The following is a 25466-nucleotide window of genomic DNA, read 5'->3' as shown; positions in this document are numbered from 1 at the left end:
GACACGCTCGAAGGCAAAGCCTGACCCGTGAGCGCGCCCCATGCATGCACTGAACACGCCCTGGCCAAAGTCCCCGAATGAAAACCTTCGACACGCTCGAAGGCAAAGCCTGACCCGTGAGCGCGCCCCATGCATGCACTGAACACGCCCTGGCCAAAGTCCCCGAAGTCACGCTGGGCTTCTGGCTTATCAAGATTGCCGCCACCACGCTCGGCGAAACCGGCGGCGATGCCGTTTCGATGTCCATGAACCTGGGCACCTGGTCGGCACGGGCATCTTCGCGGCGATCTTCCTGGCCGCCGTGATCGCGCAGGCCAGGGCCAAGGGCTTCCATCCCTTCCTCTACTGGCGCACCATCATCGCCACCGCCAGGGTCGGCACGACCCTGGCCGATTTGCGGATCGTTCGCTGGGAATCGGGTACATTCGGCGTCGGCCGCCCTGCTGGCCTTCATGCTGACGGCAATTCTGCTGTTCAGGCAGCGGGCGGCCAGGGCGGCGCATTGCACATCGCTTGAAAGGAGGGGGGATGCGGGTATTGCTGGTCGAAGACGACCCCATGATCGGCGAAGCGATTCAGGGCGCATTGAAGGATGCGTCCTATGCGGCTGACTGGGTCAAAGACGGACAGACGGCGCTCGCGACACTGGGGAGCCAGCACTACGACCTGGTGCTGCTCGATCTGGGCCTGCCCGGCAAGGACGGGCTGGCGGTGCTGGCCAGCATCCGAGCCAGGGACAACCCGATTTCCCTGCTCATCATCACGGCACGCGATGGCCTGGATGATCGCCTGCGCGGCCTGGACGGCGGGGCCGACGACTACGTCTCCAAGCCTTTCCAGATGGCGGAGCTGCTGGCGCGGATGCGCGCCGTCCTGCGGCGCAAAGGCGGCACGGCGGCGCCCGTTCTCGGCAACGGCGTGGTGTCCCTCGATCCGGCCACCAGGGAAGCCAGCGTCAACGGCGGTTCCCCGCAGCAATTGTCCAACCGCGAGTTCTCGCTGCTGCAGGCCCTGCTGGTTCGGCCGGGAGCGATCCTCTCGCGCAGCGAACTGGAGGACCGGATCTACGGCTGGGGGGAAGAGGTCGAAAGCAATGCGGTCGAATATCTGATCCACGCGCTGCGGCGCAAGCTCGGCGGCGAGGTCATCAAGAACGTCAGGGGGGTCGGATGGATGGTCTCGAAAGGCGCCTGAACGAATCGATTCAACTGAAGCTGTCCTTCATCCTGTCGCTGGCCATCCTTGTCGTGGCCATGGTGGCCGGCGTCTTCTCGTTCCTGTCCGCCTTCGACGAAGCGCACGAGCTGCAGGATGACGTTCTGCGCCAGGTGGCGCAGCTCATGGATCGGCAGCGCCTGTCACCGGCCACTTTGATTGCCGACGCCCGCCCTAACGATGCGGATGAAGAATCGCGCGTGATCGTCCAGCGCCTGGGCGAGGCCAGGCCCTCTCCGGCCGGCGTGGATGCTGGAGGAACACTCCCGCTGCCGGCTACGCTGTCCGATGGATTGCATACGCTGGAGGTCGGCGGCGAGACATTCCGCGTGCTGGTCAAGACCACGGCCGCCAACGAACGCATCGCCGTGGCCCAGGAAGCGGGCTTCCGCAATGAAATCGCCCGCGATGGCGCGCTGCGCACCGTGATGCCTTTCCTGATTCTCGTTCCAGTTCTGCTGCTGATCGTCGCCGATCTGGTGCGCAAGATGTTCCGGCCCATTGCCACGCTCTCCAGGGAAATCGACCAGCGCGCCGAGCGGGAGCTGCACCCCGTCGAAGACCGCCACCTTCCAGTCGAGGTGCGCCCGTTTGCCGTGGCGATCAATCGCCTGCTTGCCCGTGTCGGCCAGTCCATGGCGTCTCAGCGCCGCTTCGTGGCCGATGCCGCGCACGAGCTGCGCTCCCCGCTGACCGCCTTGTCGCTGCAGGCAGAGCGATTGGCGGACACGGAGATGTCGGAGCGAGCACGCGAACGGCTGTCGGTGCTACGCCAGGGGATCGAGCGCGGCCGGGGCCTGCTGGATCAGCTCCTGACCCTGGCCAGGGCGCAGTCCGCCACTGACACGCCGAAGTCGCCAGTATCCGTCCAGGGTATCTACCGCCGCGTGTTGGAGGACCTCATGCCGCTGGCCGAGGCCAAGCACATCGACATCGGTGTGGAAGGCATGCAGGACGCCGAAGTATGGGTGAGCGAACTGGACATGATCGCCGTGGTCAGGAACCTGGTCGACAACGCCATCCGCTACACGCCAGAGGGCGGGCGAGTTGACCTTTCCCTGGGGGTGTCGAACGGGAAGGCCGACTTGCATATCCAGGACAACGGACCCGGTATTCCCCTGGCTGAACGGGACCGGGTTTTCGATCCCTTCTACCGTACGCTGGGCAGCGAGCAGATCGGTTCCGGACTTGGGCTGTCCATCGTCCAGGCGATCACCAATCGCATCGGCGCGGAAATTCGCCTCGACTTCGCTGACAAAGCACGGCAAACCGGTTTGAGCGTTACCGTTATCGTTCCAGTCAAATGACGATTTCGGCAATGCGGATCGGCGTTACATCGACTCGGTCTTCAACGCCGTCGACCGGATCCAGCCCGCGAAGGCGTCGATGGACGCCTGCCTCGGATGATGCGCGGTCGTCACCAGGTAGAACCCATAGCCCGGCAAGGAAAGAGGATGCGCCTTGACCAAGGTCCCCGCGCGCAGTTCATCGCCGATCACGACATCACTGCATATTGCGATTCCCTGTCCGGCAACCACTGCGTCGATCGCATGCAGTTCCTCGCGGAAGCTCAGGCCGCACTTGACGGTGAGCTGCGTCATCATCGGGTCGATCATGCCGGCGGTAGCCAGCCATTTGTGCCACGTGGGGGCGTGCGGATCCCGGTTCATCCAGTCGAAATGGATCAGCGGAAAGCGCAGCAGATCTGCGGCGCACTGAACGGGCCGGCCATCCGTGGCGAGCAGTTCCGGCCGGCAGATGGGGAAGAAGGCGTCCCGGCAGATCTCCTGCGCGACATGATCGGACGGCGAGGTTCGCGCGTAGCGGATCGCGATATCGGACTCGCCCGCCCGCAAGTCCAGGACAGCATCGGTGCCGATGATTTCCAGCGCGATCCCGGGGTGCAAGGCACGCCACTCGGGTAGTCGGGGAACCAGCCATCGGCTCGCGAACGCGTTCGAGCTCGTCACGCGCAGCGGGAGCTGGTGGTCGGCCGCCGCGATCGATGCCACGGCGCTCGCCAGGGCATCGAAGCCGTTGCGCAGCGCCGGGAACAGCTGCGCGCCCGCGCCAGTCAGGGCCAGCGGGCGGGGGCGCCGCTGGAACAGCGTCTGGCCGCAGGTCTCCTCCAGCAACCGGATTTGATGGCTAATGGCAGTCGGCGTCACACCGAGTTCCGCGGCGGCGGCCTTGAAGCTCCTGTGCCGGGCCGCGGCCTCGAAAGCGCGCAGCGAACGTAGCGGTGGCAGTTTGCGCATGAACTGAGTGTAGATGAGTGGAGCTTATCTGCCAGATGAGTTCTTCGAGCTTGCTTCGTTTCCCGCTTGCGTCAAGCATGTCACTGGAAACCGCGGCGCACAGGCCGCTGTGCCGGACATGGAAAGGGGGCTGCATGGATACGCATCTCATCTCCGGGAGTGCCGGAAGCAGGCCGGAGCATGCCGGCCTGAGCATGGAACGGTTCCGCCAGAGCCTGAACGGCGAAGCGATCCTGCGCGGAGAAGACGGATATGACAAGGCGCGCCAGGTCTGGAACGGCGCTATCGACAAGCGGCCGGCGATGATCGTCCATTGCGCCGATGCCGACGATGTCAGCCGTGCCGTGACGTTCGCCCGGGCAGGCGGCTATCTGGTGGCCGTGCGCAGCGGAGGCCATAACGTCGCCGGCTTGTCCGTCTGCGACGACGGCATCGTGATCGATCTGGCGCGCCTGAAACGGATCGAGATCGATCCGGTGCACCGCATTGCGCGTGCGGGCGCGGGCCTGAGCCTGGGCGAATTCGACAGCGCGACCCAGTCGCACGGGCTGGCGACGACGATGGGGGTCAACAGCGATACGGGCATCGCCGGGCTGACGCTTGGCGGCGGCTTCGGCAGGCTAGGCCGCAAACATGGCCTGGCATGCGATAACCTGATCGCGGCCGAGATCGTGCTGGCCGATGGCCGCATGCTGAGAGCCAGTGCCACCGAGAACGCGGACCTGCTATGGGGCCTTCGCGGCGGCGGCGGGAACTTCGGCATTGTGACGGCGTTCGAGTACCGGCTTCATCCTGTCGGGCCGATCCTTCTGACCGGATCCGTGCTGCATCGCTACGACCACGCGCGGGACGCCTTGCGCTTCTACCATGCGTTTGCGAGCCAGGCGCCGGACGAACTCAGCGTCGACGCCGCCCTCGTGACCACGCCGTCCGGCGAGCGCTTCCTGAGCCTCTCGGCATGCTATGCCGGACCGGTCACGGAAGGCGAGCGAGTGCTCGCGCCGCTCAGGGACCATGGCGTCCCGGCCGCGTGCCGGTTTGAGGCGATCCCTTACCTGCAGATCCAGCGTGCCGGCGACGCCATCTTTCCCCGCGGGCGCCGCTGCTACTGGAAGGCGCAGTTCCTGCGCGAGCTCGCGGATGCGGCCATCGATACGCTGCTCGATGCCTATGCGAACGCGCGTGGCGGCATGCCACTGCTGGTCTTGCAGCACGTCGGCGGCGCGATTGCCCGGGTCCCGAGGACGGAGACACCCTATGTAAACCGCGATGCGCTTTATGACTGCTTCCCCATCTCGATCTGGGACGATCCGGCAGACGATGAAGCGAATGTACGGTGGGCGCGTGAAACGTGGGACGCCATCCGGCCGTTCTCGACGGGCGGGGTCTATGCGAATAATCTGGGCGAGGAAGGAGAGGACAGGGTACGGGCCGCCTATGGGGAGAACTACCAAAGGCTCGTCGAGATCAAGAACAAATACGACCCGGCCAACTTCTTTCGTCTGAACCAGAATGTTCGGCCCGGGCCGGTGGCCTGAGAGAATCTCCGGCGGCGGTGGCCACGCTGGCGCGCCGTCGCCTGCCACGTAGCGTCCGGCCAATGGCGGGCCGCAAAAGAGGGGGCAATTGCCGTTCGTGCCGTCTTGATCGTCTCAATGCCAGGCAGCCGAATGATTCGACCGCGGCGCGAAGCGTTGGAGTACGTGGCAAGTCATGCTCTTGGCCAGTTCCTCCTCGCCGAAGAAGACCGTTCCGATCCCTTCCTTGCGCAACATCAGTGACTCGTCCTCGTTGTGCGTGCGCATGACGATCTCGATTCTCGGATTGAGTGCGCGCGCCGTGTCGGCTATCTGGCGGACATTGAGCGAATCGGGCATCGCCACCACGAGCATGGCCGCGTCGGCGACGTGGGCCTGAATCAGTACCGAGGGGTCGGTGGCGTTGCCCGACACGGCCACCATGCCCTTCTTGCGCAAATCCTCGACCAGTTCCCGGTTCTGTTCCGCCACCACATAGGGGATGCCGCGCTCATCCAGTGCACTGGCGATCCGTTTGCCCACCCGGCCATACCCTACCAGCACGACTTGCCCCTCCAGATACTTGCGCTCGGTGTTCACCGGCAGTTCGGCGTAGGGGTCGCCTCGCCGCTCCAGGCGGCGAGCCAGTTCCGAGCGTCGGAGCACCCAGCGGCGCAACGGCTCGATGGCCGCGAAAAGCATGGGGTTCAGGGCAATGGAAATGAGCGCGCCGGCCAGCACCAGGCTCATGCCTTCGGCCGGCAGCAGGCCGAGGGAAAGCCCCAGCCCGGCCAGGATGAACGAGAATTCGCCGATCTGCGCCAGGCTGGCGGAGACCGTCAGCGCGGTGTTGAGCGGGTAGCGGAAAGCCAGTACGAGGGCCAGTGCCCCAATGGACTTGCCGACGATGATGATGGCCACCACGCCGAGCACGTGCACCGGCTGTGCCATCACGATAGCCGGCTCGAACAGCATGCCCACCGACACAAAGAAGAGCACGGAAAAAGCGTCGCGCAACGGCAGGGATTCCTGAGCCGCCCGGTGGCTGAACTCGGATTCCCGCATGACCATCCCGGCGAAGAACGCGCCCAGAGCGAATGAGACGCTGAACAGCTGGGCGGCACCGTAGGCGATGCCAATGGCCGCGGTGATCGTCGACAGGGTGAACAATTCACGTGAGCCAGTCTTCGAGATCTGCCACAACAGCCAGGGCAGCACCCGGCGGCCGGCGATGAGCATCAGGGCAATGAAGGCCGACACCTGCAACAGGGTTTGCCCAATGGTCATCCACAAGGGTTGCGATTCGGCTGCCGGCACTCCCGCCGTGCCGCCCAGGACGCCGGCCAGCGGCGGCAGCAAGACCAGCACCAGCACGGTGGCCAGGTCCTCGACCACCAGCCAGCCGACCGCGATGCGGCCGTTCATGCTTTCGAGCACGCCACGGGCTTCCAGGGCCTTGAGCAACACCACGGTACTGGCGCACGACAGGGCCAGGCCGAAGATCAGACTGCTGCCCCAGCTCCATCCCCACCACCGCGCCACCAGCATGCCCAGCACCGTAGCCAATGCCATCTGCACCACGGCACCAGGCACGGCGATGCGTTTGACCGCCAGGAGGTCGTTGACCGAGAAGTGCAGGCCGACACCGAACATCAGCAGCATGACGCCTATCTCGGAGAGCTGGGAGGCCAGATGCGCATCGGCCACGAAACCGGGCGTGCTGGGGCCGATGATGATACCGGCCACCAGATAGCCGACCAGCGCCGGCACCTTGATGCGCTCGGCAAGGAACCCGAGGATCAGGGCGATGCTGAAGCCAGCGGCGAGCGTGGTGATCAGGGGGATGCTGTCTTCCATTCCGGGGCCGCGAAAGTTGGACGAATCGGATCCTCGCAGCCGCTGCAGCGGCAGGTGTGGCCTGCAGCTCAGATATGACGATCTCGACCACGCCGTACAAGGATATCGTATCGGCTGCCGACTTTCCGTTTCGCCGAGGTCGGTGCCCTGGCACTCACGGCGTCATGTCTCGGGGCCAAAGCCGCGTTTGCATCACGGTGGCGAGTCGTCCCGCACGCGGGACACGTCCATTCGTGCATCGGCGGTAAGGTAAGTCGTCGTGGTCTCGGCGGCCACTGGCGTACAGACAGCCTGCGGGCGGGGCGCGTGGTGCCGGGCACGTCGCGCAGCTGGGTGCCAGTGGTGTCCCGGCAGGTGCCGGAGATCGGGCCGGCCGCGGCCGCCTTCGCGCCGCGACGCGCAGCCGCCGCGACTCACAGCCCGCCGTCGGCGGTCCCCGCCTGCGACAGCGCCTCATATCCCGCCGTCACGTCGAACAGTTCCTCGTCGATCGCACTTTGCCGTTCGCTGTGGAAGCGGCTGCGCAGGCTGTCCAGCAGTTCGTCGATGTTCTTGTCGGCGCGCTCCATCGCCGCCAGGCGGCTGGCGTTCTCGCTGGCGAGCGATTCGGCGCACGCGCTGAACAGCGAGATAAAGAGATGCTCGCGGATCAGCGCGCGCAGCGTCGCGGTGCCGTCGCCGATCACCTGCGGCGGGTTGCGCGTGGGCCAGCGCTGCGCGAGCAGGGCGGCCAGCCATTGCGCGTCGAGCGGCAGCAGGCGCTGCGCCACCGGCCGGAACTGCGCGCCGGGCTGGGGCTGGTTGTAGAACACGTGGATGCGGGCCTGTTCCGGCTGGCTCCGCTGCGTTTCGGTGTCGAGCTGGAGGCGGTCGACCAGCCGGGCGATGGCCTCGACCGAGCCGGGCACCGCATAGGCGCCGGCCACCGCCACGCCGGCGTCCTCGAGGCGCGCGCGCACGCGCTCGCCGACGGCCCATACCGTGCGCTTGCCGGGCAGGGCCCGCAGTGCCGCGACCGCGTAATCGGCGATGATCTCGTTGAACTGGCCCACCAGCCCCTGGTCGGAGCCGAACACGATGGCGCCGAGGCTGTCCGCCGCGGTGGCCTTTTCTTCCCGGAGCGTGGAGACCGCGGCGCCGAGCGGGCGCAGGCACGCGCCCAGGCTCAGCGTGACCGCGCGCCGGTAGTCGGCCAGCGCGAGCACGGACTGCTCGTACTGGCTGATGCTCGATGCCGCCAGCGCGCGCATGGTGCGCACCACGCCTTGCAGTTCGGTGGCGCTGTCGATCTGGTGGCGCAGCGTGGCGGTGGTGTCGCTCATGGCGTCGTGCCGGGGCTGGCGGGCGGCGCGGCGCTGCCCGCCGCGGGCTGGAACGGCGCCAGCGCCGCGCGCGCGATGGCGACGACCGCCTGCGTGTCTTCCTTGCCCGGCTTGCCTGGCGCCTCGAGGCGGGCGGCGAGGGCGTCCGGGATGGCGGCTGCCGCCGCGCACACGGCGCGCTGGGCTGCTTCCATGCGCTCCAGCGGCACGGTGTCGAACAGGCCCGCGCTGAGCGCGCTGAGGATGGCGACCTGGGCGGGCACCGGAACCGGCTCGGACTCGGCCTGCATGAGGCAGGCGCGGATATGCTGGCCGTGCGCGATGGCCTGGCGGCTGTCGTCGTCGAGGCGGGCGCCGAAGCGGGAGAACGTCTCGAGTTCCTCGAACTGCGCGTAGGCCAGCTTGAGGTCGCCGGCCACGGCGCGGAAGCTGCCGTGCTGCGCCTTGCCGCCGACGCGCGACACCGACTTGCCGACGTCCACCGCCGGCAGCACGCCGAGCTCGAACAGCGTGGGCGAGAGGTAGATCTGGCCGTCGGTGATCGAGATCAGGTTGGTCGGGATGTAGGCCGACATGTCCTGCGCTTCGGTCTCGATGATCGGCAGCGCGGTGAGCGAGCCGCCGCCGCGCGCGGCGCCGAGATGGGTGGCGCGCTCGAGCAGCCGCGAGTGGATGTAGAAGATGTCGCCGGGGAACGCCTCGCGGCCCGGCGGCCGGCGCAGCAGCAGCGACAGCTCGCGGTAGGCGCGGGCGTGCTGGGTGAGGTCGTCGTAGACGACCAGCACGTCGCGCCCGGCTTCCATGAAATGCTCGGCGATGCTGGTGGCGGCGTAGGGCGCGATGTAGGCCAGCCCGGGCGGTTGGTCGCCTTCGGTGACGACCACCACGGTGTAGTCGAGCGCGCCGTTGGCGCGCAGCGTGGCCACGGCCTTGGCCACGGCGGAGGCGCGCTGGCCGATGGCGCAGTAGACGCACAGCACGTCGCGCCCGCGCTGGTTGAGGATGGTGTCGATGGCGATGGCGGTCTTGCCGGTCTGGCGGTCGCCGAGGATCAGCTCGCGCTGTCCGCGCCCGACCGGGATCAGCGCGTCGATGACCTTGACGCCGGTCTGCAGCGGCACCGTGACGGGGGCGCGCTCGAGGATCGGCGCGGCGGCGCGCTCGATCGGCAGCCGCGCGTGCGCCGCCACCGGGCCGAGGCCGTCGAGGGGCCGGCCGAGCGGGTCGATCACGCGCCCGAGCAGGGCCTCGCCGACCGCCACGTCCATCACGCGGCCGGTGCGCTCGACCTGGTCGCCGGCGCCGAGCCGCCAGTAGTCGTCGAGCAGCACCACGCCGACTTCGTCCTCGTCGATGTTGAACGCGATGCCGTACACGTCGCCGGGGAAGCGCACCAGTTCGTCGAAGCCGACGCCGGGCAGGCCCGAGACGTGCGCGACGCCGGTCGCCACGCTGACGACGGTGCCGATTTCCTGCGTGTCCAGCGGCGGCGCGAAGCGCTCGCGCGCCTCGCGCATGGCCGAGAACGCGTGCTCGATGGCGGCCCGCGGAGCGGGCAGGGCGGCGCTCATGGCTGGCCCGCCGCGGCTTGCGGGGCGGGGGCTGCCGGGGTGGCCGGGGTGTCCTTTGCCGCTGCGCGGTCCACGTCCAGCAGCTCGCCGGCGGCGTGTTCCAGCGCGTCGAGGTAATGGTCGACGTTCCACGCCAGCTTCTGGCCGCCGCCGACCAGCTCGATGCCGCCCACCAGTTCCGGGGCGGTCTCGAAGGCCGGTGCAATGCCGCCGCCCAGGCATTCGTCGAGCGCGGCCCGGATGGCGGCGCGCTGCGCCTGCGGCAGGTCGAACGCGCTGCGCACCGCGATGCGCGCCGGCGCCGTCCCGAGCGCGGCGGCGAGGCCGCGCCGGGCCGGCTCGTCGAGCGCGCGCAGGCGCCGCACGAAGACCGCCGCCACGCGCTCCTCGAGGCTGGCCGAGGCCAGGTCTTCCAGCGCGCGGCGCGCGATGGCGAACACCTCGCGCCGCGCCAGCTCGCCGAGCGAGCGCGTCAGTTGCCCGGCCTCGTTACGCAGCGCGTCCTGGCGCTTGGCGCCGAGATCGTCGGCGGCCTGCCGGGCCGCGTCCATGAGCTGCCGGCGCAGGGCGTCGGCCTCGGCGGTGGCCTGCGCCACCAGCGCCGCGCGCTCACGGTCGAAGGCTTCGTTTTTCCGCCGGAAGGCGTCGCCCTGCTGGCGCGCGGCGGCATCCTTCGCCTCGGCATCGGCGATCTGCGCGGCGATGCGGCTCTCGCGGGCATCGATGGCGTCGAGCACGGGCTGGTAGAGAAAGCGCTTGAGCAGCCAGACCAGCACGACGAAGTTGAGTGCCTGCGCACCGACGGTGAACCAGTCGATCAACATGACTCACCTCTCACCTGAGCGCGGCGCGGGCAATGGCGGCGTTCCAGAACGGATTGGCGAAGATCAGGATCATCGAGACGACGAAGCAGTAGATCGCGGTCGACTCGATCATCGCCAGGCCGACGAAGAGCGTGCGCGTGATGGTGGCGGAGGCGTCGGGCTGCTGCGCCAGCGAGGTGAGGGCGGTGGCGACCGCGCGGCCTTCGGCGAGCGCGGGTCCCATGCAGCCGAAGCCGGTGCACAGGCCGGCGATGGCGATCGACGCTACCGCGATGATGGTCAGGCTGTCCATGAGCTGTTTCCTTGGTTTGGGGGTTCGGTTGGATTCAGTTGGGTTCGGGCGACGGGGCCGGTGCCGGCTCCGTCTCGCCGGTGTGGGTGGCGGCCGCGAGATAGACCGCCGCCAGGATGCTGAAGATGTAGGCCTGCACCATGCCGGTGAGCAGGCCGAGCGCGGTCATGACGATGGGAAAGAGGAACGGCGTGATGGTTAGCAGGATGGCGATGATCATCGCCCCGCTCATCATGTTGCCGAACAGGCGCACCGCCAGCGCCAGCGTGCGCGACAGCTCGCTGATGATGTTGAACGGCAGCATCATCACGGTCGGCTCCAGGTACGAGCGCAGGTAGCCGCGCAGCCCCTGGTCGCGGATGCCGTACAGCGGCACCGCCACGAACACGCACAGCGCCAGCGCCAGCGTGGTCGAGAGCGAGCCGGTGGGCGGATCGTAGCCGGGCACGATGGTGCACAGGCTCGCCGCCGCGACGAACAGGAACAGCGTGCCGAGGAAGCCGAGGTAGCGGCGCGGCTGGCGCAGGCCCACGTCCGCGATCTGCTGCTCGATGCCGGTGATGACGATCTCCAGCAGGTTCTGCCAGCGCGAGCGGCGGTGGTCCGGCGAGAGCCGCCGCGTGACCAGCCACGAGCCCAGCCACAGCAGCAGCATCAGCGCCCACGTGAACACGATGGTGGCATTGAGCTTGACGAAGCCGTGCTGCCAGAAGATCCACTGGTCAGGGCTGAGGCGCATGGCTGCCCTCCCCGCGGGCCGGCGCGTGGCGGCCGGCCGCCTGTTGCGCGGTCTGCTCCGCCGGTTCCGTGCGCGTCATGCGCATCACGACGAAGCGCGCCGCGGTGAAGCCCGCCAGGCACGCCGCCATGCGTTCCCATTGTCCCGCGCCGATCCAGTAGAAGCCCAGCAGCGTGACGCCCGTGCGCAGCAGCAGGCTGCCCAGTTGCCACAGCGCCGCGCGGCCCGGCGACAGGCCCGGCGAGAGGGTTTGCCGCACCGTCCACCACAGCCCGCCGAAGAAGAAGGCGCCGAGCGCGCCGCCGGCCAGCCCCGCGAGCAGCAACGCCGCCATGTCATGCATCTGCATCGTCCTGACCTTCCTTGTCTTGCCGCATGGCCGCGTCTTCCCGTGCGACCCAGCGCCATGCATTGAAACAGCCGAGCACCAGCCCGGCCACCAGCAGCGCCAGCACCCACGAGTGCCGGCCCGGATAATGCTCGTCCAGCCAGATGCCCAGCGCCGCGCCGAGCAGCGTCGGCACCACCACCGACCAGCCGACCAGCCCCATCATGCCGAGCCCGGACCAGACCCCGGGCACGCGCTGGCGCCGCGCCCACAGCTTGCGCCGCGCCTTGGCGCCGACCTTGCCGGCCAGCGTGGGCGCGGGCTCCGGCGGCGGCGCCTGCGGTCCCGCTTCCGGTCCCGCTTTCGGCTCCGTTTCTTTCGGCTCCGCCCTGTGCCCCGGCCGCGGTCCCGGCGGCGCCGTCATGGCGCCGTCCCGCGCAGCCTGGCGATGCGGGACAGGAAGCCCGTCTCCAGCTTGGCCATGACCGTGCGCAGGCTCAGCGCCTGCTCGTCGAGCGCGAGGAACTCGCGTTCCACCGTGCGGCGCAGCTGCGCGAGGTCGGTGCCGGCCATCGCCTGGCGCACCGACACGCGCACCTCGAGTCCGGTCTTCACCAGCACGCCCTGGTCGATGGCGATGAACACCTCGCCTTCGTCCGGCGTCTCGAACACCAGGATGCCGGGCGCGAGCGCGGCCACGCAGTCGAGGCGGTGCGGCAGCATGCCGAACGAGCCTTCGGCGGTTTCCGCGACGATGCGCGACACCCCGGGCTTGCGCAGGAACACGCGGAAGGGCAGCAGCACTTCAAGCTGCATGCTGTCCGGCGGCATCCGGCACCTCGGCGGGTTGGGGGGTGGCGGGCTTGCTTCTGGCCTCGGAGATCGGCCCGATCATGTAGAGCGCGCTCTCCGGGTAGTCCTTGAATTCGTCGCGCAGGATGCGCTCGCAGCCGTCGAGCGCGTCCGCCAGGCTGACGGTCTTGCCCGGGATGCCGGTGAACTGCTCGGTGGTGAAGAACGGCTGCGTCAGGAAGCGTTCCAGGCGGCGCGCGCGCGCCACCACGTTGCGGTCGGACGCGGAGAGCTGCTCGAGCCCGAGCATGGCGATGATGTCCTTGAGCTCGGCGTACTGCGCCAGCGTGCGCCGGATGTCCTGCGCCAGTTGATAGTGGTGCGCGCCGACGATGCCGGGTGTGGCCATCATGGAGTTCGACTGCAGCGGGTCGACGGCCGGGTAGAGGCCTTCGCTGGCGCGCTTGCGCGACAGCACGATGGAGGCGGACAGGTGCGAGAAGGTATGCACGGCCGCCGGGTCGGTGAAGTCGTCGGCCGGCACGTAGACCGCCTGGATCGAGGTGATGGCGCCGGTGTCGGTGTTGGCGATGCGCTCCTCCAGCCCCGACAGCTCCGTGCCCAGCGTCGGCTGGTAGCCGAGGCGCGACGGCATCTGGCCCATCAGCCCGGAGACCTCCGAGCCGGCCTGGATGAAGCGGAAGATGTTGTCGATCAGCAGCAGCACGTCGCGATGCTCGTCGTCGCGGAAATACTCGGCCATCGTCAGCGCCGCGTGGCCGACGCGGAAGCGCGCGCCCGGCGGCTCGTTCATCTGGCCGAAGACCATCACCATGTCGGCCAGCACGCCGGCCTCGCGCATGTCGTGGTAGAGCTCCTCGCCTTCGCGGCAGCGCTCGCCGATGCCGCAGAAAATGCTCACGCCCTGGTGGTGGCCGACCATGTTGTGGATCAGCTCGGTGAGCAGCACGGTCTTGCCCACGCCGGCGCCGCCGAACAGCCCGGCCTTGCCGCCGGTCTCGAGCGGCAGCAGCACGTCGATGGCCTTGATGCCGGTCTCGAACACGACCGAGCGCGTGGAGCGCCGCGCCAGCGGCGGCGGCGCGCGGTGCACTGAGCGCCAGCGCACGTCCTGCGGCGGCGGCAGGCGGTCGATGGGCTGGCCGAACACGTCGAACATGCGCGACAGGATGCTCGCGCCGACCGGCGCCTGCAGCGGCGCGCCGCTGTCGCGCACCGCCATGCCGCGCGCCAGCCCCTGGGTGGAGGTCAGCGCGATGCAGCGCACGTGGCGCGCGTCGAGCTGGGACAGCACCTCGATGGCGATGCGGCCGTCCTCGCCGGCGCGCAGCAGCGTGCGGATCGGCGGCAGCGCGGCCTCGAAGCGCACGTCGACCACGCTGCCGCGCACCGCGGCGATCACGCCGCGACTGGTCTCGCCGCCCGTGCCGTCGCCCGTGCCCGCCGGCGCCTGCCATGTCGGTTCCACACTGTCTCTCACACCGTTCTCCACGGGCATTTGTGCCACTGCACAATCATGCGCTCCCGTCATCGGGGGAAGTTGACGCATGTCAACTTTCGGAGCGCGCCCCGCCTGCGCGGCCGCCTGCGCGGCAAGTGCGCGTTGCGCCGCGCGGCCCATGCACTATCATGGCGCAGCCCCGACCCAGACCGCAAGCATCATGACCCTGCCTCCGACCCCGCCCGCCACCGGCGACTTCCTGCCCGGCATGCCCTACCGCCACTACAAGGGCGGCGCCTACGCCATCACCGGGCTCGGCCTGCTCGAGTCCGACCTGTCGCGCGTGGTGGTGTACCAGTCGATGCGCGACCGCAGCGAGCTGTGGGTGCGCCCGCTCGCTGTGTTCACCGAGACCGTGGCGACGCCGCAGGGCGCGCAGCCGCGCTTCGCGCCGGACTGGCCGGCGGCGCTGGCCTGCCTGGACTTCCTGCCGCGCGCCGCGGTGCTGCAGGCGCTGGCCTGCTACGACGCGCCGTACCGCCGCTACCACGACCGCCGCCACGTGCTGGAGATGTTCGCCGTGGCACAGGCGCGCGGCCTCGCGCTCTCGCCCGCGCAGGCGCTGGCGGTGCTGTGCCACGACGCGGTCTACGTGCCGGGGTGCGAGCACAACGAGGCCGCCTCCGCGGCGCTGATCGAGACCGTGGCCGGCGGCGCGGATGCCGCGGTCATGGCGCTGGCCGCGCGCATCGTGATGGATACCCGCGGGCATCGCGCCTCGGTGCCCGAATCGGAACCGGTGCTGGACCTCGACCTGTGGCGCCTGGCCGTGCCGGCGGCGGATTTCGACGCCTACACCGAGGCGGTGTTCGAGGAAAACCGCGCGCTGCTGGCCAGCCGCTCGGGCTTGTCCGGCGAGGCGCTGCGGGCGGACTTCATGGCGCGCCGCGTCGCCTTCCTGCAGGCGATGGCGCGGCGCGAGCGCCTGTTCCTGACGCCGGCCTTCGCCGATTGCGAGGCGCCGGCGCGTGCCAACATCGCGCGCATGGCGGCCGGGGCCTGAGGCGATGGAGGCCGTCCGTGGCGCCGATGCGTGGCTCACGCCGCTTGCCGCGCTGGGCGCGGTCGGCCTGCTGGCCGTGTTCGTGCTGTTGCTGCTGGGCGTGGTGCGCGGCCTGCTGCTGGTGATCCGGCCGCTGGTGCGCCGGCTCGACGGCGTGCGCCTGCGCGGGCGCGACGCGCTGCTGGCGCGCGCCGGGCCGCCGTGGCCGCGCCTGCTGCGCGTGCTGGAGCGCGTGCTGGAGCGGGATGTGGCCGAGCTGCTGTTGCTGGCCACCGCCGGCGCATTGCTGCTGGCGTGCGCCGCGGCGCTGCTGTGGCTGGGCGCGGCCATCGCCCACGGCGCGCCGCTGGTGCGGCTGGACGAGGCCGTGTTCGCGCAGTTGCGCGCGTGGCGGCGGGACTGGCTCGACGTGGCGATGGTGGCCATCACCGAACTGGGCGGCGCGCGCGTGTCGGTGGCGGTGGCGCTGGCCGTGCTGGCGTGGCTGGCATGGCGCCGCGCGTGGGTGGCCGCGGCCTACTGGGTGGGCGCGCTGCTCGGCGCGCGCGCCTGCGTGATGGTGCTCAAGCTGGCGCTGGCGCGCGGGCGGCCCGCCAGCATCTACGATGGCCTGGAGTCGTTCTCGTTCCCGAGCGGCCACGCCGCCAGCAGCATGGTGACGTATGGCTTCCTGGCCTTCCTGCTGTGCCTGCGTCAGCCGTGGCGCGTGCGCATGCCGGTGGTGGCGCTGACCGCGGTGGCGGTGGCGCTGATCTGCCTGTCGCGGCTCTACCTGGGCATGCACTGGCTGTCCGACGTGCTGGCCGGCTGCGCGCTGGGTTTCGCGTGGATCGTGCTGCTGGGCACCGCCTACGCGGCGCTGCACGCGCCGGAGCGGCTGGCGCCGCTGCGCCTGGGCGCGCTTGCCGCGGCCGCGGCGCTGGCGGCGGGCGCGTGGATCCTGGTGTTCCGGCTGGACGAGACGGTGGAGCGCTACCGCCGCGCGCTCACGGCTGGGACGGCGCCGGCGGCGGCAGCTTCGACACCAGCAGCTGGTCGATCTTGTGATGGTCGATGTCCAGCACTTCGAAGCGGTAGCCCGCCGCCTCGATGAACTCGGACTTCTTCGGGATGCGCTTGAGCGAGTAGATCACCAGCCCGGCGGCGGTGTCGACGTAGTCCTCGCCGGGCAGATCGTCGAGCTCCAGCGCCTTCTTGAGGTCCACCAGCGGCGTCAGGCCGTCCACCAGCCACGAGCCGTCGTCGCGCCGCACGATCTGCTCGTCCTCGCTGGAATAGATGATGTTGCCCATCAGCGCGCCGACGATGTCGTCCAGCGTGACGATGCCCACCACCAGCCCGTACTCGTTCATCACCACCGCGAAGCTCTGGTGCATCTCGCGAAAGCGCGTGAGCGCCTCGGTCAGCGTGAGCGTGTCGGGGATCACCAGCACGTTCTTGTCGTGGTGCTTGCCGATGTTGCCGATGTTGCCGATCACGCCGGTGGTGTCGTCGGCCAGGAACATCTGCAGGATGTCCTTGGAGTCGATGTAGCCGAGCACGTCGTCGAGGTTGTGCCCGCACACCGGGTACTGCGCGTGCGGGTGGTTGACCAGCTTGCGGCGCAGGCTGTCGGCGGGCTCGTCCAGGCCGATGTAGACCACGTCGTCGCGCGGCGTCATCACCGCGGTGACGTTCTTGGCGTCGAGCTCGAACACGTTCTCGATCAGGTGGATCTCGTGCTTGTGCAGCACGCCGGCCTCGGCGCCGGCGTCCACCATCGCCGCGATGTCTTCCGAGGTGATCTGGTCGATCTGCTTGGTGGGCAGGCCGAACAGGCGCAGGGTGGCGTCGGCGCTGGCGTTGAACACCCAGACCAGCGGCTTGAAGACCTTGATCATGGTCAGCATCGGCCCGATCACCAGCAGCGCGCAGGGCTCGGGAAAGCTCATGGCGATGCGCTTGGGGATCAGGTCGGCGAACTGGATGAACAGCAGCGTGACCACCAGGAACGAGCCGACGTTGGCGATCTGCCCGGCGGCCGCGACGTCGAAGTAGGGCAGCAGCGCCGCGTGCAGCAGGTCGGAGACGTGCTTCTCGCCGACGATACCGGCGAGGATGGCCACGCTGTTGACGCCGATCTGCACGATGGTGAAGAAATTCCCGGGCTCTTCCTTGAGCAGCATGATCTTGGTGGCGCGGCGGTCGCCGCGCTCGGACAGCGTTTGCAGCTTGGTGCGGCGCGATGCGGTCAGCGCGATCTCGGAGGTCGAGAAGAAGGCGCTGATCAGGATGAGCAGGAGCAGGATTAGGGCGAACATAGGTTTCAGAAAGCACCAGATGGGCGCTTCAGGCTGTCTGATGATGGTGCACGGCGCATGGGGCTGTCAAATTCCGGGCGCCGGCGGGCGCTACTTGGGGACGTGTTCGAAGCTGACCGCCGGCGCTTCCAGGCGCGCGGGCAGCGTGGCCGCGAGCTGCAGCGCGGCGCCGGCGAACTGCGCGCGCATGTCGTCGGCCAGGCTGGAGCTGCCGCGGTGGCTGGCGCGCAGGGCCTGGATCTCGAAGGCCAGCGCCGGCTTGACCGTGTGCAGCGAGACCCGTTCCGGGCTGGCGCCGAGCGCGGTGTACTGGTCGAGCAGGGTCAGGCCCAGGCCCGCGTCGACCAGCGCCAGCGCCAGCGAGTAGGTCTGGACTTCCAGCATCGAGCGCGGCTCGAGCGCGTTGCGCGCGAGCGTCTGGCGCACCAGCAGGCCGAGCGAGCTGTTGTCGTCGTAGGCGATGAAGGGGCGCTCCACCAGCCGCTGCATCGGCACGTCGGCGCGGCGCGCGCGCGGCGAGGACGGCAAGAGCGGCTCGCCGCGCGGCACCGCCAGCAGCATCTGCCCGCTGGCCACCGGCTCGCTGGCGATGGCCTCGTGGCGCGGCGGCGCGAAGGCGAAGCCGAGGTCGATCTGGTTGGCCAGCAGGCCCTGCACGATCTCGTCGGTATGGTGGGTCAGCACCTGCACCTGGGTGTCCGGGTGGCGCGCGCAGAAGCGGCGCACGGCGGGCACCAGCAGCGGGTTGGCGAGGCTGGGCGTGGCCGCCACGCGCAGCCGGCCCGCGCCCTTGTGGCGCAGGCTCTCCGAGACGCGCCGCACGCGCTCGATCTCGCCGTAGAGCCGCTCGACGTCGCCGTACAGCGCGGTGGCCTCCGGCGTGGCCTGCAGGCGGCCCTTGACGCGCTCGAACAGGCGGAAGCCGAGCGTGGCCTCGGCGTGCTGCAGCACGCGCGTCACCACGGGCTGGGAGACGTGCAGCAGGCGCGCGGCCTCGCTGACGGTGCCGGTCAGCATGACGGCGCGGAAGATCTCGATCTGGCGCAGGCGCATCGGAGGTGGGCGTGGACGGGAAAGGGAAGGGGCGGCGGGGCATCCATAGCCTGAGGACATATTCTGGCACGTATTCGCATTGGGCAAGCCGGCGCGGCTGGTCTACGCTCTCGCGGATCGGATCGAATGGCGGCGAGGCAGGCAATGAAGGTGGTGATCGTGGGGGCGGGGGTGATCGGCATGAGCACGGCGTGGCGGCTGGCGGCCGACGGGCACGAGGTCGCGGTGCTGGAGCGCCGCGCCGGCCCGGGCGAGGAAACCAGCTTCGCCAACGGCGGCCAGCTGAGCTACAGCTACGTGGCGCCGCTGGCCGGGCCGGGCGTGCTGGGCAAGGTGCCGGGCTGGCTGCTGCGCGCCGATTCGCCGATGCGCTTCCGGCCCTCGCCGGACCCGGCGCAATGGCGCTGGCTGGCGGCGTTCGCGCGCGCCTGCAACGCCGCCGCCAGCGAGGCCACCACGCGCAAGCTGCTGCGCCTGGCGTTCCATTCGCGCGACCTGATGCGGGCTTTCGTCGACGGCGGGCCGGACGACTTCGGCTTCGCGCGGCGCGGCAAGCTGATCGTGCACCGCGACGCCGCGAGCTTCGCCGCGGCGTGCCGCCTGCTCGACTACCAGGCCAGCCTGGGCTGCGAGCAGCAGGCGCTGGACCGCGACGCCACCGTGGCGCTGGAGCCGGCGCTGGCGGGCATCCGCGGCGAGATCGCCGGCGCCATCCATACGCCGAGCGAGGAAGTGGCGGACTGCCACCGCTTCTGCCTGTCGCTGGCACGCTTGCTGCATGACCGTCCCGGCGTGTCGCTGCGCTTCGGCACCGACGTGCGGGGCATCGAGCGCGAGGGCGGACGCGAGGGTGGACGCGTGATCGGCGTGCGCACCGCCGCCGGCGTCGAGCGCGCCGACGCGGTGGTGGTGGCCGGCGGCATGGGCAGCGTGGGCCTGCTGCGCCCGCTGGGCCTGCGCGTGCCGCTGTGGCCGCTCAAGGGCTACAGCATCACGGTGCTGATCCGCGACGGCGCCGGCGCGCCGCACATCAGCATTACCGACTTCGCGCGCAAGATCGTCTATGCCCGCATCGGCAACACGCTGCGCGTGGCGGGCATGGCCGACCTCGTGCGCGGCGATACCGCGATCGACCGCCGCCGCATCGCCACGCTGGCCGGCGAGACCCGCGCGCTGTTCGCCGGGGTGGCGCCCGACGCGCAGTCGCCCGCGCAGCTGCAGCCGTGGGCCGGCCTGCGCCCGGCCACGCCCAGCGGGCTGCCGCTGGTGGGGCCGTCGCGCGTGCGCGGGCTGTGGCTCAACCTCGGCCACGGCGCGCTGGGCTTCACGCTGGCGCTGGGCAGCGCGAGCCTGCTGGCCGACCGGCTGGCCGGGCGCAAGCCGGCGGTCGAGGCCGAGAATTTCAGCGCGATGGCGGCGTAGCGCCCGCGGCGCGCAGCCAGGACAGATCCGCTTTGCCGCCGCTTTTTTTAACGCATCCCCGGGCCGTACCGCGGCAGCGTCCGCACCGAGCCTGACAACCATACATACGAGCCACCCTCACAGAGTCGTCCCTCAACCCACGGAGAAACACAAGATGAAACCGCATGCACGCCTGCCCCGCCTGAACCGATTCTCCCGCTGCCTGCTGGCCGCCGCCGTGCTCGCGGGCGCCGCCGGCGCCCCCGGCATGGCCAGCGCCGAGGACGGCGACACGCTGCGCAAGATCAAGGAAACCGGCGTGATCTCGCTGGGCTACCGCGACTCGTCGATCCCGTTCTCGTACACCAATGGCAAAGACGTGATGGGCTACTCGCACGAGATCCTGCTGCAGATCGTCGACAAGGTGAAGGCGCAGTTGCAGATGCCCAACCTGCAGGTCCGGCTGACCCCGATCACCTCGCAGAACCGCATCCCGCTGATGCAGAACGGCACCATCGACATCGAGTGCGGCACCACCACCAACAACCTCGAGCGGCAGAAGCAGGTGGCGTTCTCCAACAGCCTGTTCGTCTACGGCCTGCGCATGCTGACCAAGAAGGACTCGGGCGTGAAGGACTTCCCCGACCTGAAGGACCGCAACGTGGTGACGACCGCCGGCACCACCGACGAGCGCCTGCTGGTCAAGATGAACGGCGAGAAGGCCATGAACATGAACCTGATCAGCACCAAGGACCACGGCCAGTCCTTCCTGATCCTGGAAAGCGGCCGCGCGGTGGCCTTCGTCATGGACGAGCCGCTGCTGTACGGCGAGCTGACCAAGGCCAAGAACGCCGCCGACTGGGTGGTGGTGGGCACGCCGCTGCAGACCGAGAACTACGCCTGCATGTTCCGCAAGGACGATCCCTCGTTCAAGAAGCTGGCCGACGACGTGATCGCCGGGCTGATGACCAGCGGGCGCGCCGAGCAGCTCTACAAGAAGTGGTTCCAGTCGCCGATTCCGCCGCGCGGGCTCAACCTCAACTACCCGCTGTCGGCCGACATGAAGGACCTGTACGCGCATCCGAACGACAAGGCGTTCCAGTAGGGCGGGCGGGTTCCGGGCGGGCCGGGCGGCCCGGCGGGCGGGGCCGCGGAGTTGCGCAAGGCGGGAAGGCGGACTACGCTCCTAATGCGGATATTCGCCGCCCGTCCTGTCTGGAGACCCCATGCAATCACTTCGACTTCGCACCGGCTGCCGCAAGGCCGTGTCCGCCGTGCTGTTTGCCGCTGCGCTGCTGGCCGCCGGCGCCGCCGCCCACGCTGCCGACCTGCTCGACACCGTCAAGCAGGCCGGCGTGCTCAGGATCGGCGTGGAGGGCACGTATCCCCCGTTCAACTACCGCGGCGCCAACAACCAGCTCGACGGCTTCGACGTCGACGTGGCCAGGGGCGTGGCGTCCCGGCTGGGCGTCAAGCCCGAGTTCGTCACCACCGAGTGGAGCGGCATCATTGCCGGGCTGCAGGCCGGCAAGTTCGACGTCATCGTCAACCAGGTCGCGGTCACGCCGGCGCGCAGGCAGGTGCTGGACTTCTCCACGCCCTACGTCTACTCGGCCGCGCAACTGATTCAGCGCAAGGACGACAAGCGCCAGTTCAAGTCGCTGGAGGACCTCAAGGGCAAGAAGCTCGGCGTGAGCCTGGGCAGCAACTACAACGAGCTGGCCAAGTCGGTGGACGGCATCGACGTCAGGACCTATCCCGGCGCGCCCGAGTACCTGCGCGACCTCGCCGCGCAGCGCGTGGACGCGGCGCTCAACGACCGCCTGATGGTCGGCTACCTGATCAAGACCGCCAACCTGCCGCTGCGGCCCGGCGCGATCGTCGAGGGCGGCGGCTCCGAGGTGGCGATTCCGTTCCGCAAGGACAACCCGAAGTTCGCGCAGGCCATCGACCGCGCGCTGGAAGACATGCGCAAGGACGGCTCGCTCGCCAGGCTGTCGGCGAAGTGGTTCGGCGGCGACGTGACCAGGCCCGCCAGGTAGGCCGGCAGGCTCGCGCGCGCTCATGTCCGCCCTGCAACTGGTCGTCGCTTCCCTGCCCGTGCTGATGCAGGGCGTGCTGCTGACCATCAAGTTCGCGCTGCTGTCGATGGCGTTCGGGCTGGTGGCCGGCGTGGTGGTGGCGCTGATGGGCATCGGCCACCAGCCGGTGCTGCGCGCGCTCGCGCGCGCCTACGTCAGCATCATGCGCGGCACGCCGCTGCTGGTGCAGATCTTCGTGGTGTACTACGGGCTGCCCGGCATCGGCATCGCGCTGGAGCCGACCCCGGCCGGCGTGCTGACGCTGAGCCTCAACGTGGGCGCCTATCTCTCCGAGAGCATGCGCGGCGCCATCCTCGGCATTCCGCGCGGGCAGTGGCTGGCCGCCTACAGCCTGGGCCTGACGCCGGGCCAGACGCTGCGCTACGTGGTTGGGCCGCAGGCGCTGCGCCTGGCGGTGCCGAGCCTGTCCAACAGCCTCATCAGCCTGATCAAGGACACTTCGCTGGTGTCGGTGATCACCGTGACCGAGCTGCTGCGCACGGCGCAGGAGGTGATCGCGGCCACCTACCAGCCGCTGCCGCTCTACCTGGCGGTGGCGGCGATCTACTGGGTGCTGAGCACGGTCCTTTCGCAGGCGCAGCGGCTGCTGGAGCGGCGGCTGTCGCTGCCGGGCAGGCATTAGGCGCGGGGACGCGCTGCGGTAAAAAAAAGCCAGCCTGAAAGGCCGGCTTTTGTTTTTTCGATGAGGCTTCGCTCGACCCCGGGGTTTGCTCCGCTCGCCCATCGCATGGGAGCGCGGAGCAAACCGCCGCGTTGTGGCGGTGCCTTGCGCGCTTACGCCGCTTCCCTGATCCGCTGCGCGATGTGCGCGAGCGCTTCTTCCACCTGGTCCACCAGGATCAGGCACAGGTCGCCGGCCTGCAGGTGCGCCAGCGCGGTATCGATGGCGAGGAACTCGCCGCGGATCTCCTCCACCGTGCTGGCGCGCTGCGCGCCTTGCAGGCCTTCGCGCAGCAGCGCCAGCACCTCGCCGTCCTCGCGGCCGCGCTGGCACTGGTCCTGGTACAGCACCACTTCGTCGAACACGCCGCCGAGGATCTCGGTCTGGCGGCGGATGTCGACGTCGCGGCGGTCGCCGGCGCCGCTGATCACCACCGAGCGGCGCTTCGCGGGCATGCTTTCGATGGCGTCGCACAGCGCCTGGATCGCGTCCGGGTTGTGGCCGTAGTCGGCGATCAGCGTGGCGCCCTTGTAGTCGAACACGTTGAAGCGGCCCGGGGCGGTGGCGGCGTCGTTGACGAAGGTGGCCAGGCCGCGGCGGATCGCGTCCCAGTCGATGCCGAGCGCCCACGCCGCGGCGACGGAGGACATCGCGTTCTCGACCTGGAAGCCGATGGTGCCGCCGCGCGTGAGCGGGATGTCCGCCAGCGCGATGCGCACCTGGCTGTCGCCTTCGGTGGCCACGATGTGGCCATCCTCGACGAACACCACGCGCTTGCCCTGCGCGCGGTGCGTGGCCATCACCGGGTTGTTGGTGTCGGCGGCGAAGAAGGTCACGGCGCCGGGGCAGGCGTCGGCCATGCGCACCACCATCGGGTCGGCGGCGTTGAGCACGGCCATGCCGTGCGGCGCCACGTTCTGCACGATCACGCTCTTGAGCACGGCCAGGTCTTCCACCGTGCTGATGTAGGACAGGCCGAGGTGGTCGCCTTCGCCCACGTTGGTGACGACGGCCACGTCGCAGCGGTCGAAGGCCAGGCCTTCGCGCAGCAGGCCGCCGCGCGCGGTCTCGAACACCGCGGCGTCGACGTCGGGGTGCATCAGCACGTTGCGCGCGCTGCGCGGGCCGCTGCAGTCGCCGGTGTCGATGCGCTCGCCCTGGATGTAGACGCCGTCGGTGCCGGTCATGCCCATGCGCAGGCCGCTGCCGGCGAGCAGATGGGCGATCAGGCGCACCGTGGTGGTCTTGCCGTTGGTGCCGGACACCGCCACCACCGGGATGCGGCCGTCGTCGCCGTCGGCGAACATGGTGGAGACGATGGCCTCGCCGACCGCGCGGCCCTTGCCGTAGGACGGCTGCAGGTGCATGCGCAGGCCCGGCGCGGCGTTGACCTCGACGATGCCGCCGGCCTGTTCCTCGAACGGCTTGAGCACGGTCTCGCAGACCGCGTCCACGCCGCAGATGTCGAGCCCGACCATCTGCGCCGCGGCCACGGCGCGCGCGGCCATGTCGGGGTGCACGTCGTCGGTGACGTCGGTGGCGCTGCCGCCGGTGGAGAGGTTGGCGTTGTTGCGCAGGACCACGCGCGTGCCCTTGGGCGGCACCGTGTCGGCGGTCAGGTTCTGCTTGGCCAGCACGGCCAGCGCGATGTCGTCGAAGCGGATCTTGGTCAGCGAGGTGGCGTGGCCTTCGCCGCGGCGCGGGTCGCGGTTGACCTCGTCGACCAGCTCGCGCACGGTGTGCCTGCCGTCGCCGGTGACCTGGGGCGGGTCGCGGCGCGCCGCGGCCACCAGGTGCTTGCCCACCACCAGCAGGCGGAAATCGTGCCCCGGGATGTAGCGCTCGACGATCACGTCCGAGCTGATGTCGGAGGCGACCTCGAAGGCGGCGTCGATTTCCTCGCGGGTGCGGATGCGCACGGCCACGCCCTTGCCCTGGTTGCCGTCGCGCGGCTTGACCACCACCGGCGCGTTGATCTCCTGGGCGGCGGCCCAGGCCTGGTCGGCGTCGGTCACGGTGCGGCCCAGCGGCACCGGCACGCCGGCGGCGTGCAGCAGGGTCTTGGTGAGGTCCTTGTCCTGCGCGATCGATTCCGAGACCGCGCTGGTCATGTCGGTTTCGGCGGCCTGGATGCGGCGCTGCTTGCTGCCCCAGCCGAACTGCACCATGCTGCCCTGGGTCAGGCGGCGGTAGGGAATGCCGCGCGCCACGGCGGCGTAGACGATGGAGCCGGTGCTCGGCCCCAGGCGCACGTCCTCGTCGAGTTCGCGCAGGCGGTGCAGCGCGTCGGCGAGGTCGAACGGCATGTCGTCGCGCGCGGCGCGGCACAGCGTGGCGGCCAGTTCCAGCGCGAGCCGGCCGACTTCCTCCTCGCTGTACTGCACCACCACCTGGTAGGTGCCGGGCTCGACCGTGGGCGCGGTGCGGCTGAAGCTGACCGGGCAGCCGGCCTCGGCCTGCAGGCGCAGCGCGGCGCATTCGAGCGCGTGCGCGAGCGAGACCACGCCTTCGTTGTCGTCGGGCCGCAGCGGGCCGACTTCGGGGAAGCGCGCGCGCAGGCGCTCTTCGAAGCCGGGCAACTGGGCCAGCGTGTGGGCCTCGTCGGAGCACGAGACGATGGCCTCGATGGCGGTGTGGCGGCACCACAGGTTGGGGCCGCGCAGGGCCCGGATACGTGAGACTTCCATGAAATCAGTTTCCTCTGGGATC

The 25466-nt window shown here is 69.7% G+C and carries 23 protein-coding genes and 1 pseudogene; 10 read left to right on the top strand and 14 right to left on the bottom strand.

Translation table 11 applies throughout. The features are described 5' to 3' along the window. Nucleotides 1-116 precede the first annotated feature (116 nt). The 3 genes and pseudogenes from AC3WXD_RS15080 to AC3WXD_RS15070 all read left to right on the top strand — a co-directional run. Nucleotides 117-482, top strand: a pseudogene (locus AC3WXD_RS15080) (COG4705 family protein); the annotation flags it as partial. A 46-nt stretch (nucleotides 483-528) separates the two neighbouring features. Then, nucleotides 529-1194 carry a response regulator transcription factor gene (locus tag AC3WXD_RS15075; RefSeq protein ID WP_492324073.1) on the top strand — a complete coding sequence of 222 codons (666 nt, stop codon included), beginning with the start codon at nucleotides 529-531 and terminating at the stop codon, nucleotides 1192-1194. Then, nucleotides 1170-2522: an ATP-binding protein gene (locus AC3WXD_RS15070; RefSeq protein WP_492324072.1), complete on the top strand. Its 1353-nt coding sequence runs from the start codon at nucleotides 1170-1172 to the stop codon at nucleotides 2520-2522. Before AC3WXD_RS15075 ends, AC3WXD_RS15070 begins: the two co-directional genes overlap by 25 nt. A 24-nt stretch (nucleotides 2523-2546) precedes the next feature. Here the strand turns inward: AC3WXD_RS15070 and AC3WXD_RS15065 are convergent, their stop codons facing one another. Continuing rightward, nucleotides 2547-3473 (bottom strand): LysR substrate-binding domain-containing protein, encoded by a 927-nt coding sequence (locus AC3WXD_RS15065; protein WP_492324071.1) that lies wholly within the window; start codon nucleotides 3471-3473, stop codon nucleotides 2547-2549. 134 nt (nucleotides 3474-3607) lie between these two features. Here AC3WXD_RS15065 and AC3WXD_RS15060 point away from each other — a divergent pair, with 134 nt between their 5' ends. Then, nucleotides 3608-5011 (top strand): FAD-binding oxidoreductase, encoded by a 1404-nt coding sequence (locus AC3WXD_RS15060; RefSeq protein WP_492324070.1) that lies wholly within the window; start codon nucleotides 3608-3610, stop codon nucleotides 5009-5011. Between the two features lie 114 nt (nucleotides 5012-5125). Here the strand turns inward: AC3WXD_RS15060 and AC3WXD_RS15055 are convergent, their stop codons facing one another. The 10 genes from AC3WXD_RS15055 to atpD form a co-directional block, all read right to left on the bottom strand. Continuing rightward, a complete protein-coding gene (locus AC3WXD_RS15055; RefSeq protein ID WP_059410766.1) occupies nucleotides 5126-6847 on the bottom strand; it encodes a cation:proton antiporter domain-containing protein in 1722 nt (573 codons plus the stop codon). 413 nt (nucleotides 6848-7260) lie between these two features. Continuing rightward, nucleotides 7261-8169 carry a F0F1 ATP synthase subunit gamma gene (locus AC3WXD_RS15050; protein WP_020200944.1) on the bottom strand — a complete coding sequence of 303 codons (909 nt, stop codon included), beginning with the start codon at nucleotides 8167-8169 and terminating at the stop codon, nucleotides 7261-7263. Continuing rightward, nucleotides 8166-9740, bottom strand: a complete 1575-nt coding sequence (locus AC3WXD_RS15045; protein WP_020200945.1) for an alternate F1F0 ATPase, F1 subunit alpha — start codon at nucleotides 9738-9740, stop codon at nucleotides 8166-8168. The genes AC3WXD_RS15050 and AC3WXD_RS15045 overlap by 4 nt, the downstream gene beginning before the upstream one ends. Beyond that, nucleotides 9737-10564, bottom strand: coding sequence for a F0F1 ATP synthase subunit B family protein (locus AC3WXD_RS15040; RefSeq protein WP_454731107.1), 828 nt, complete (start codon nucleotides 10562-10564; stop codon nucleotides 9737-9739). The genes AC3WXD_RS15045 and AC3WXD_RS15040 overlap by 4 nt, the downstream gene beginning before the upstream one ends. Before the next feature lie 10 nt (nucleotides 10565-10574). Further along, a complete protein-coding gene (locus AC3WXD_RS15035) occupies nucleotides 10575-10856 on the bottom strand; it encodes a F0F1 ATP synthase subunit C (protein WP_020200947.1) in 282 nt (93 codons plus the stop codon). Between the two features lie 34 nt (nucleotides 10857-10890). Next, nucleotides 10891-11595, bottom strand: coding sequence for a F0F1 ATP synthase subunit A (locus tag AC3WXD_RS15030; RefSeq protein ID WP_020200948.1), 705 nt, complete (start codon nucleotides 11593-11595; stop codon nucleotides 10891-10893). Beyond that, entirely contained in the window at nucleotides 11579-11944 is a 366-nt protein-coding gene (locus AC3WXD_RS15025; RefSeq protein WP_492324069.1) for an N-ATPase subunit AtpR, read from the bottom strand. The genes AC3WXD_RS15030 and AC3WXD_RS15025 overlap by 17 nt, the downstream gene beginning before the upstream one ends. After that, the gene (locus AC3WXD_RS15020) at nucleotides 11931-12347 is read right to left on the bottom strand and encodes an AtpZ/AtpI family protein (protein ID WP_020200950.1); all 417 of its coding nucleotides are present in this window, start codon (nucleotides 12345-12347) and stop codon (nucleotides 11931-11933) included. The genes AC3WXD_RS15025 and AC3WXD_RS15020 overlap by 14 nt, the downstream gene beginning before the upstream one ends. Continuing rightward, complete coding sequence (locus tag AC3WXD_RS15015; RefSeq protein ID WP_043365265.1) at nucleotides 12344-12739, bottom strand: F0F1 ATP synthase subunit epsilon; 396 nt, start codon at nucleotides 12737-12739, stop codon at nucleotides 12344-12346. The genes AC3WXD_RS15020 and AC3WXD_RS15015 overlap by 4 nt, the downstream gene beginning before the upstream one ends. Further along, nucleotides 12729-14204: a F0F1 ATP synthase subunit beta gene (gene atpD / locus AC3WXD_RS15010; RefSeq protein ID WP_020200952.1), complete on the bottom strand. Its 1476-nt coding sequence runs from the start codon at nucleotides 14202-14204 to the stop codon at nucleotides 12729-12731. The genes AC3WXD_RS15015 and atpD overlap by 11 nt, the downstream gene beginning before the upstream one ends. A 193-nt stretch (nucleotides 14205-14397) precedes the next feature. Between atpD and AC3WXD_RS15005 the strand changes: the two genes are divergently transcribed. Next, complete coding sequence (locus AC3WXD_RS15005) at nucleotides 14398-15240, top strand: DUF1653 domain-containing protein (RefSeq protein WP_492324068.1); 843 nt, start codon at nucleotides 14398-14400, stop codon at nucleotides 15238-15240. 4 nt (nucleotides 15241-15244) lie between these two features. Beyond that, nucleotides 15245-16333, top strand: a complete 1089-nt coding sequence (locus AC3WXD_RS15000) for a phosphatase PAP2 family protein (RefSeq protein ID WP_492324067.1) — start codon at nucleotides 15245-15247, stop codon at nucleotides 16331-16333. Here AC3WXD_RS15000 and paeA read toward each other — a convergent pair. Together paeA and AC3WXD_RS14990 are read right to left on the bottom strand one after the other, a co-directional pair. Continuing rightward, nucleotides 16227-17540 carry a polyamine export protein PaeA gene (gene paeA / locus AC3WXD_RS14995; protein ID WP_492324066.1) on the bottom strand — a complete coding sequence of 438 codons (1314 nt, stop codon included), beginning with the start codon at nucleotides 17538-17540 and terminating at the stop codon, nucleotides 16227-16229. The two genes, AC3WXD_RS15000 and paeA, sit on opposite strands and share 107 nt — an antisense overlap. 90 nt (nucleotides 17541-17630) lie before the next feature. Continuing rightward, a complete protein-coding gene (locus AC3WXD_RS14990; protein ID WP_454731112.1) occupies nucleotides 17631-18593 on the bottom strand; it encodes a LysR family transcriptional regulator in 963 nt (320 codons plus the stop codon). A 144-nt stretch (nucleotides 18594-18737) separates the two neighbouring features. Here AC3WXD_RS14990 and AC3WXD_RS14985 point away from each other — a divergent pair, with 144 nt between their 5' ends. The 4 genes from AC3WXD_RS14985 to AC3WXD_RS14970 all read left to right on the top strand — a co-directional run bounded on the left by AC3WXD_RS14985 (nucleotide 18738) and on the right by AC3WXD_RS14970 (nucleotide 22718). After that, on the top strand, nucleotides 18738-20015 hold the full coding sequence (locus AC3WXD_RS14985; protein ID WP_492324065.1) for a D-amino acid dehydrogenase: 1278 nt from the start codon (nucleotides 18738-18740) through the stop codon (nucleotides 20013-20015). A gap of 154 nt (nucleotides 20016-20169) precedes the next feature. Beyond that, on the top strand, nucleotides 20170-21099 hold the full coding sequence (locus tag AC3WXD_RS14980; RefSeq protein WP_020200958.1) for a glutamate/aspartate ABC transporter substrate-binding protein: 930 nt from the start codon (nucleotides 20170-20172) through the stop codon (nucleotides 21097-21099). 121 nt (nucleotides 21100-21220) lie between these two features. After that, the gene (locus AC3WXD_RS14975) at nucleotides 21221-22036 is read left to right on the top strand and encodes a transporter substrate-binding domain-containing protein (protein ID WP_492324064.1); all 816 of its coding nucleotides are present in this window, start codon (nucleotides 21221-21223) and stop codon (nucleotides 22034-22036) included. 22 nt (nucleotides 22037-22058) lie between these two features. Beyond that, nucleotides 22059-22718, top strand: coding sequence for an amino acid ABC transporter permease (locus tag AC3WXD_RS14970; RefSeq protein ID WP_020200960.1), 660 nt, complete (start codon nucleotides 22059-22061; stop codon nucleotides 22716-22718). A gap of 152 nt (nucleotides 22719-22870) precedes the next feature. Here AC3WXD_RS14970 and cphA read toward each other — a convergent pair whose 3' ends face one another. After that, nucleotides 22871-25444 carry a cyanophycin synthetase gene (cphA, locus tag AC3WXD_RS14965; RefSeq protein WP_454731115.1) on the bottom strand — a complete coding sequence of 858 codons (2574 nt, stop codon included), beginning with the start codon at nucleotides 25442-25444 and terminating at the stop codon, nucleotides 22871-22873. Nucleotides 25445-25466 lie beyond the last annotated feature (22 nt).

The sequence above is a fragment of the Cupriavidus sp. FW216-B1 genome, from assembly GCF_058789195.1.
The sequence above is the reverse complement of the archived record's forward strand: the minus strand, read 5'-3'. Positions and strand labels throughout refer to the sequence as shown.

Excerpts from the sequence above, each read along its gene's own strand:
- AC3WXD_RS15075 (WP_492324073.1), top strand. The coding sequence starts at position 529 with ATGCGGGTATTGCTGGTCGAAGACGACCCCATGATCGGCGAAGCGATT.
- AC3WXD_RS15070 (WP_492324072.1), top strand. The coding sequence starts at position 1,170 with ATGGATGGTCTCGAAAGGCGCCTGAACGAATCGATTCAACTGAAGCTG.
- AC3WXD_RS15065 (WP_492324071.1), bottom strand. The coding sequence starts at position 3,473 with ATGCGCAAACTGCCACCGCTACGTTCGCTGCGCGCTTTCGAGGCCGCG.
- AC3WXD_RS15060 (WP_492324070.1), top strand. The coding sequence starts at position 3,608 with ATGGATACGCATCTCATCTCCGGGAGTGCCGGAAGCAGGCCGGAGCAT.
- AC3WXD_RS15055 (WP_059410766.1), bottom strand. The coding sequence starts at position 6,847 with ATGGAAGACAGCATCCCCCTGATCACCACGCTCGCCGCTGGCTTCAGC.
- AC3WXD_RS15050 (WP_020200944.1), bottom strand. The coding sequence starts at position 8,169 with ATGAGCGACACCACCGCCACGCTGCGCCACCAGATCGACAGCGCCACC.
- AC3WXD_RS15045 (WP_020200945.1), bottom strand. The coding sequence starts at position 9,740 with ATGAGCGCCGCCCTGCCCGCTCCGCGGGCCGCCATCGAGCACGCGTTC.
- AC3WXD_RS15040 (WP_454731107.1), bottom strand. The coding sequence starts at position 10,564 with ATGTTGATCGACTGGTTCACCGTCGGTGCGCAGGCACTCAACTTCGTC.
- AC3WXD_RS15035 (WP_020200947.1), bottom strand. The coding sequence starts at position 10,856 with ATGGACAGCCTGACCATCATCGCGGTAGCGTCGATCGCCATCGCCGGC.
- AC3WXD_RS15030 (WP_020200948.1), bottom strand. The coding sequence starts at position 11,595 with ATGCGCCTCAGCCCTGACCAGTGGATCTTCTGGCAGCACGGCTTCGTC.
- AC3WXD_RS15025 (WP_492324069.1), bottom strand. The coding sequence starts at position 11,944 with ATGCAGATGCATGACATGGCGGCGTTGCTGCTCGCGGGGCTGGCCGGC.
- AC3WXD_RS15020 (WP_020200950.1), bottom strand. The coding sequence starts at position 12,347 with ATGACGGCGCCGCCGGGACCGCGGCCGGGGCACAGGGCGGAGCCGAAA.
- AC3WXD_RS15015 (WP_043365265.1), bottom strand. The coding sequence starts at position 12,739 with ATGCAGCTTGAAGTGCTGCTGCCCTTCCGCGTGTTCCTGCGCAAGCCC.
- AC3WXD_RS15005 (WP_492324068.1), top strand. The coding sequence starts at position 14,398 with ATGACCCTGCCTCCGACCCCGCCCGCCACCGGCGACTTCCTGCCCGGC.
- AC3WXD_RS15000 (WP_492324067.1), top strand. The coding sequence starts at position 15,245 with ATGGAGGCCGTCCGTGGCGCCGATGCGTGGCTCACGCCGCTTGCCGCG.
- paeA (WP_492324066.1), bottom strand. The coding sequence starts at position 17,540 with ATGTTCGCCCTAATCCTGCTCCTGCTCATCCTGATCAGCGCCTTCTTC.
- AC3WXD_RS14990 (WP_454731112.1), bottom strand. The coding sequence starts at position 18,593 with ATGCGCCTGCGCCAGATCGAGATCTTCCGCGCCGTCATGCTGACCGGC.
- AC3WXD_RS14985 (WP_492324065.1), top strand. The coding sequence starts at position 18,738 with ATGAAGGTGGTGATCGTGGGGGCGGGGGTGATCGGCATGAGCACGGCG.
- AC3WXD_RS14980 (WP_020200958.1), top strand. The coding sequence starts at position 20,170 with ATGAAACCGCATGCACGCCTGCCCCGCCTGAACCGATTCTCCCGCTGC.
- AC3WXD_RS14975 (WP_492324064.1), top strand. The coding sequence starts at position 21,221 with ATGCAATCACTTCGACTTCGCACCGGCTGCCGCAAGGCCGTGTCCGCC.
- AC3WXD_RS14970 (WP_020200960.1), top strand. The coding sequence starts at position 22,059 with ATGTCCGCCCTGCAACTGGTCGTCGCTTCCCTGCCCGTGCTGATGCAG.
- cphA (WP_454731115.1), bottom strand. The coding sequence starts at position 25,444 with ATGGAAGTCTCACGTATCCGGGCCCTGCGCGGCCCCAACCTGTGGTGC.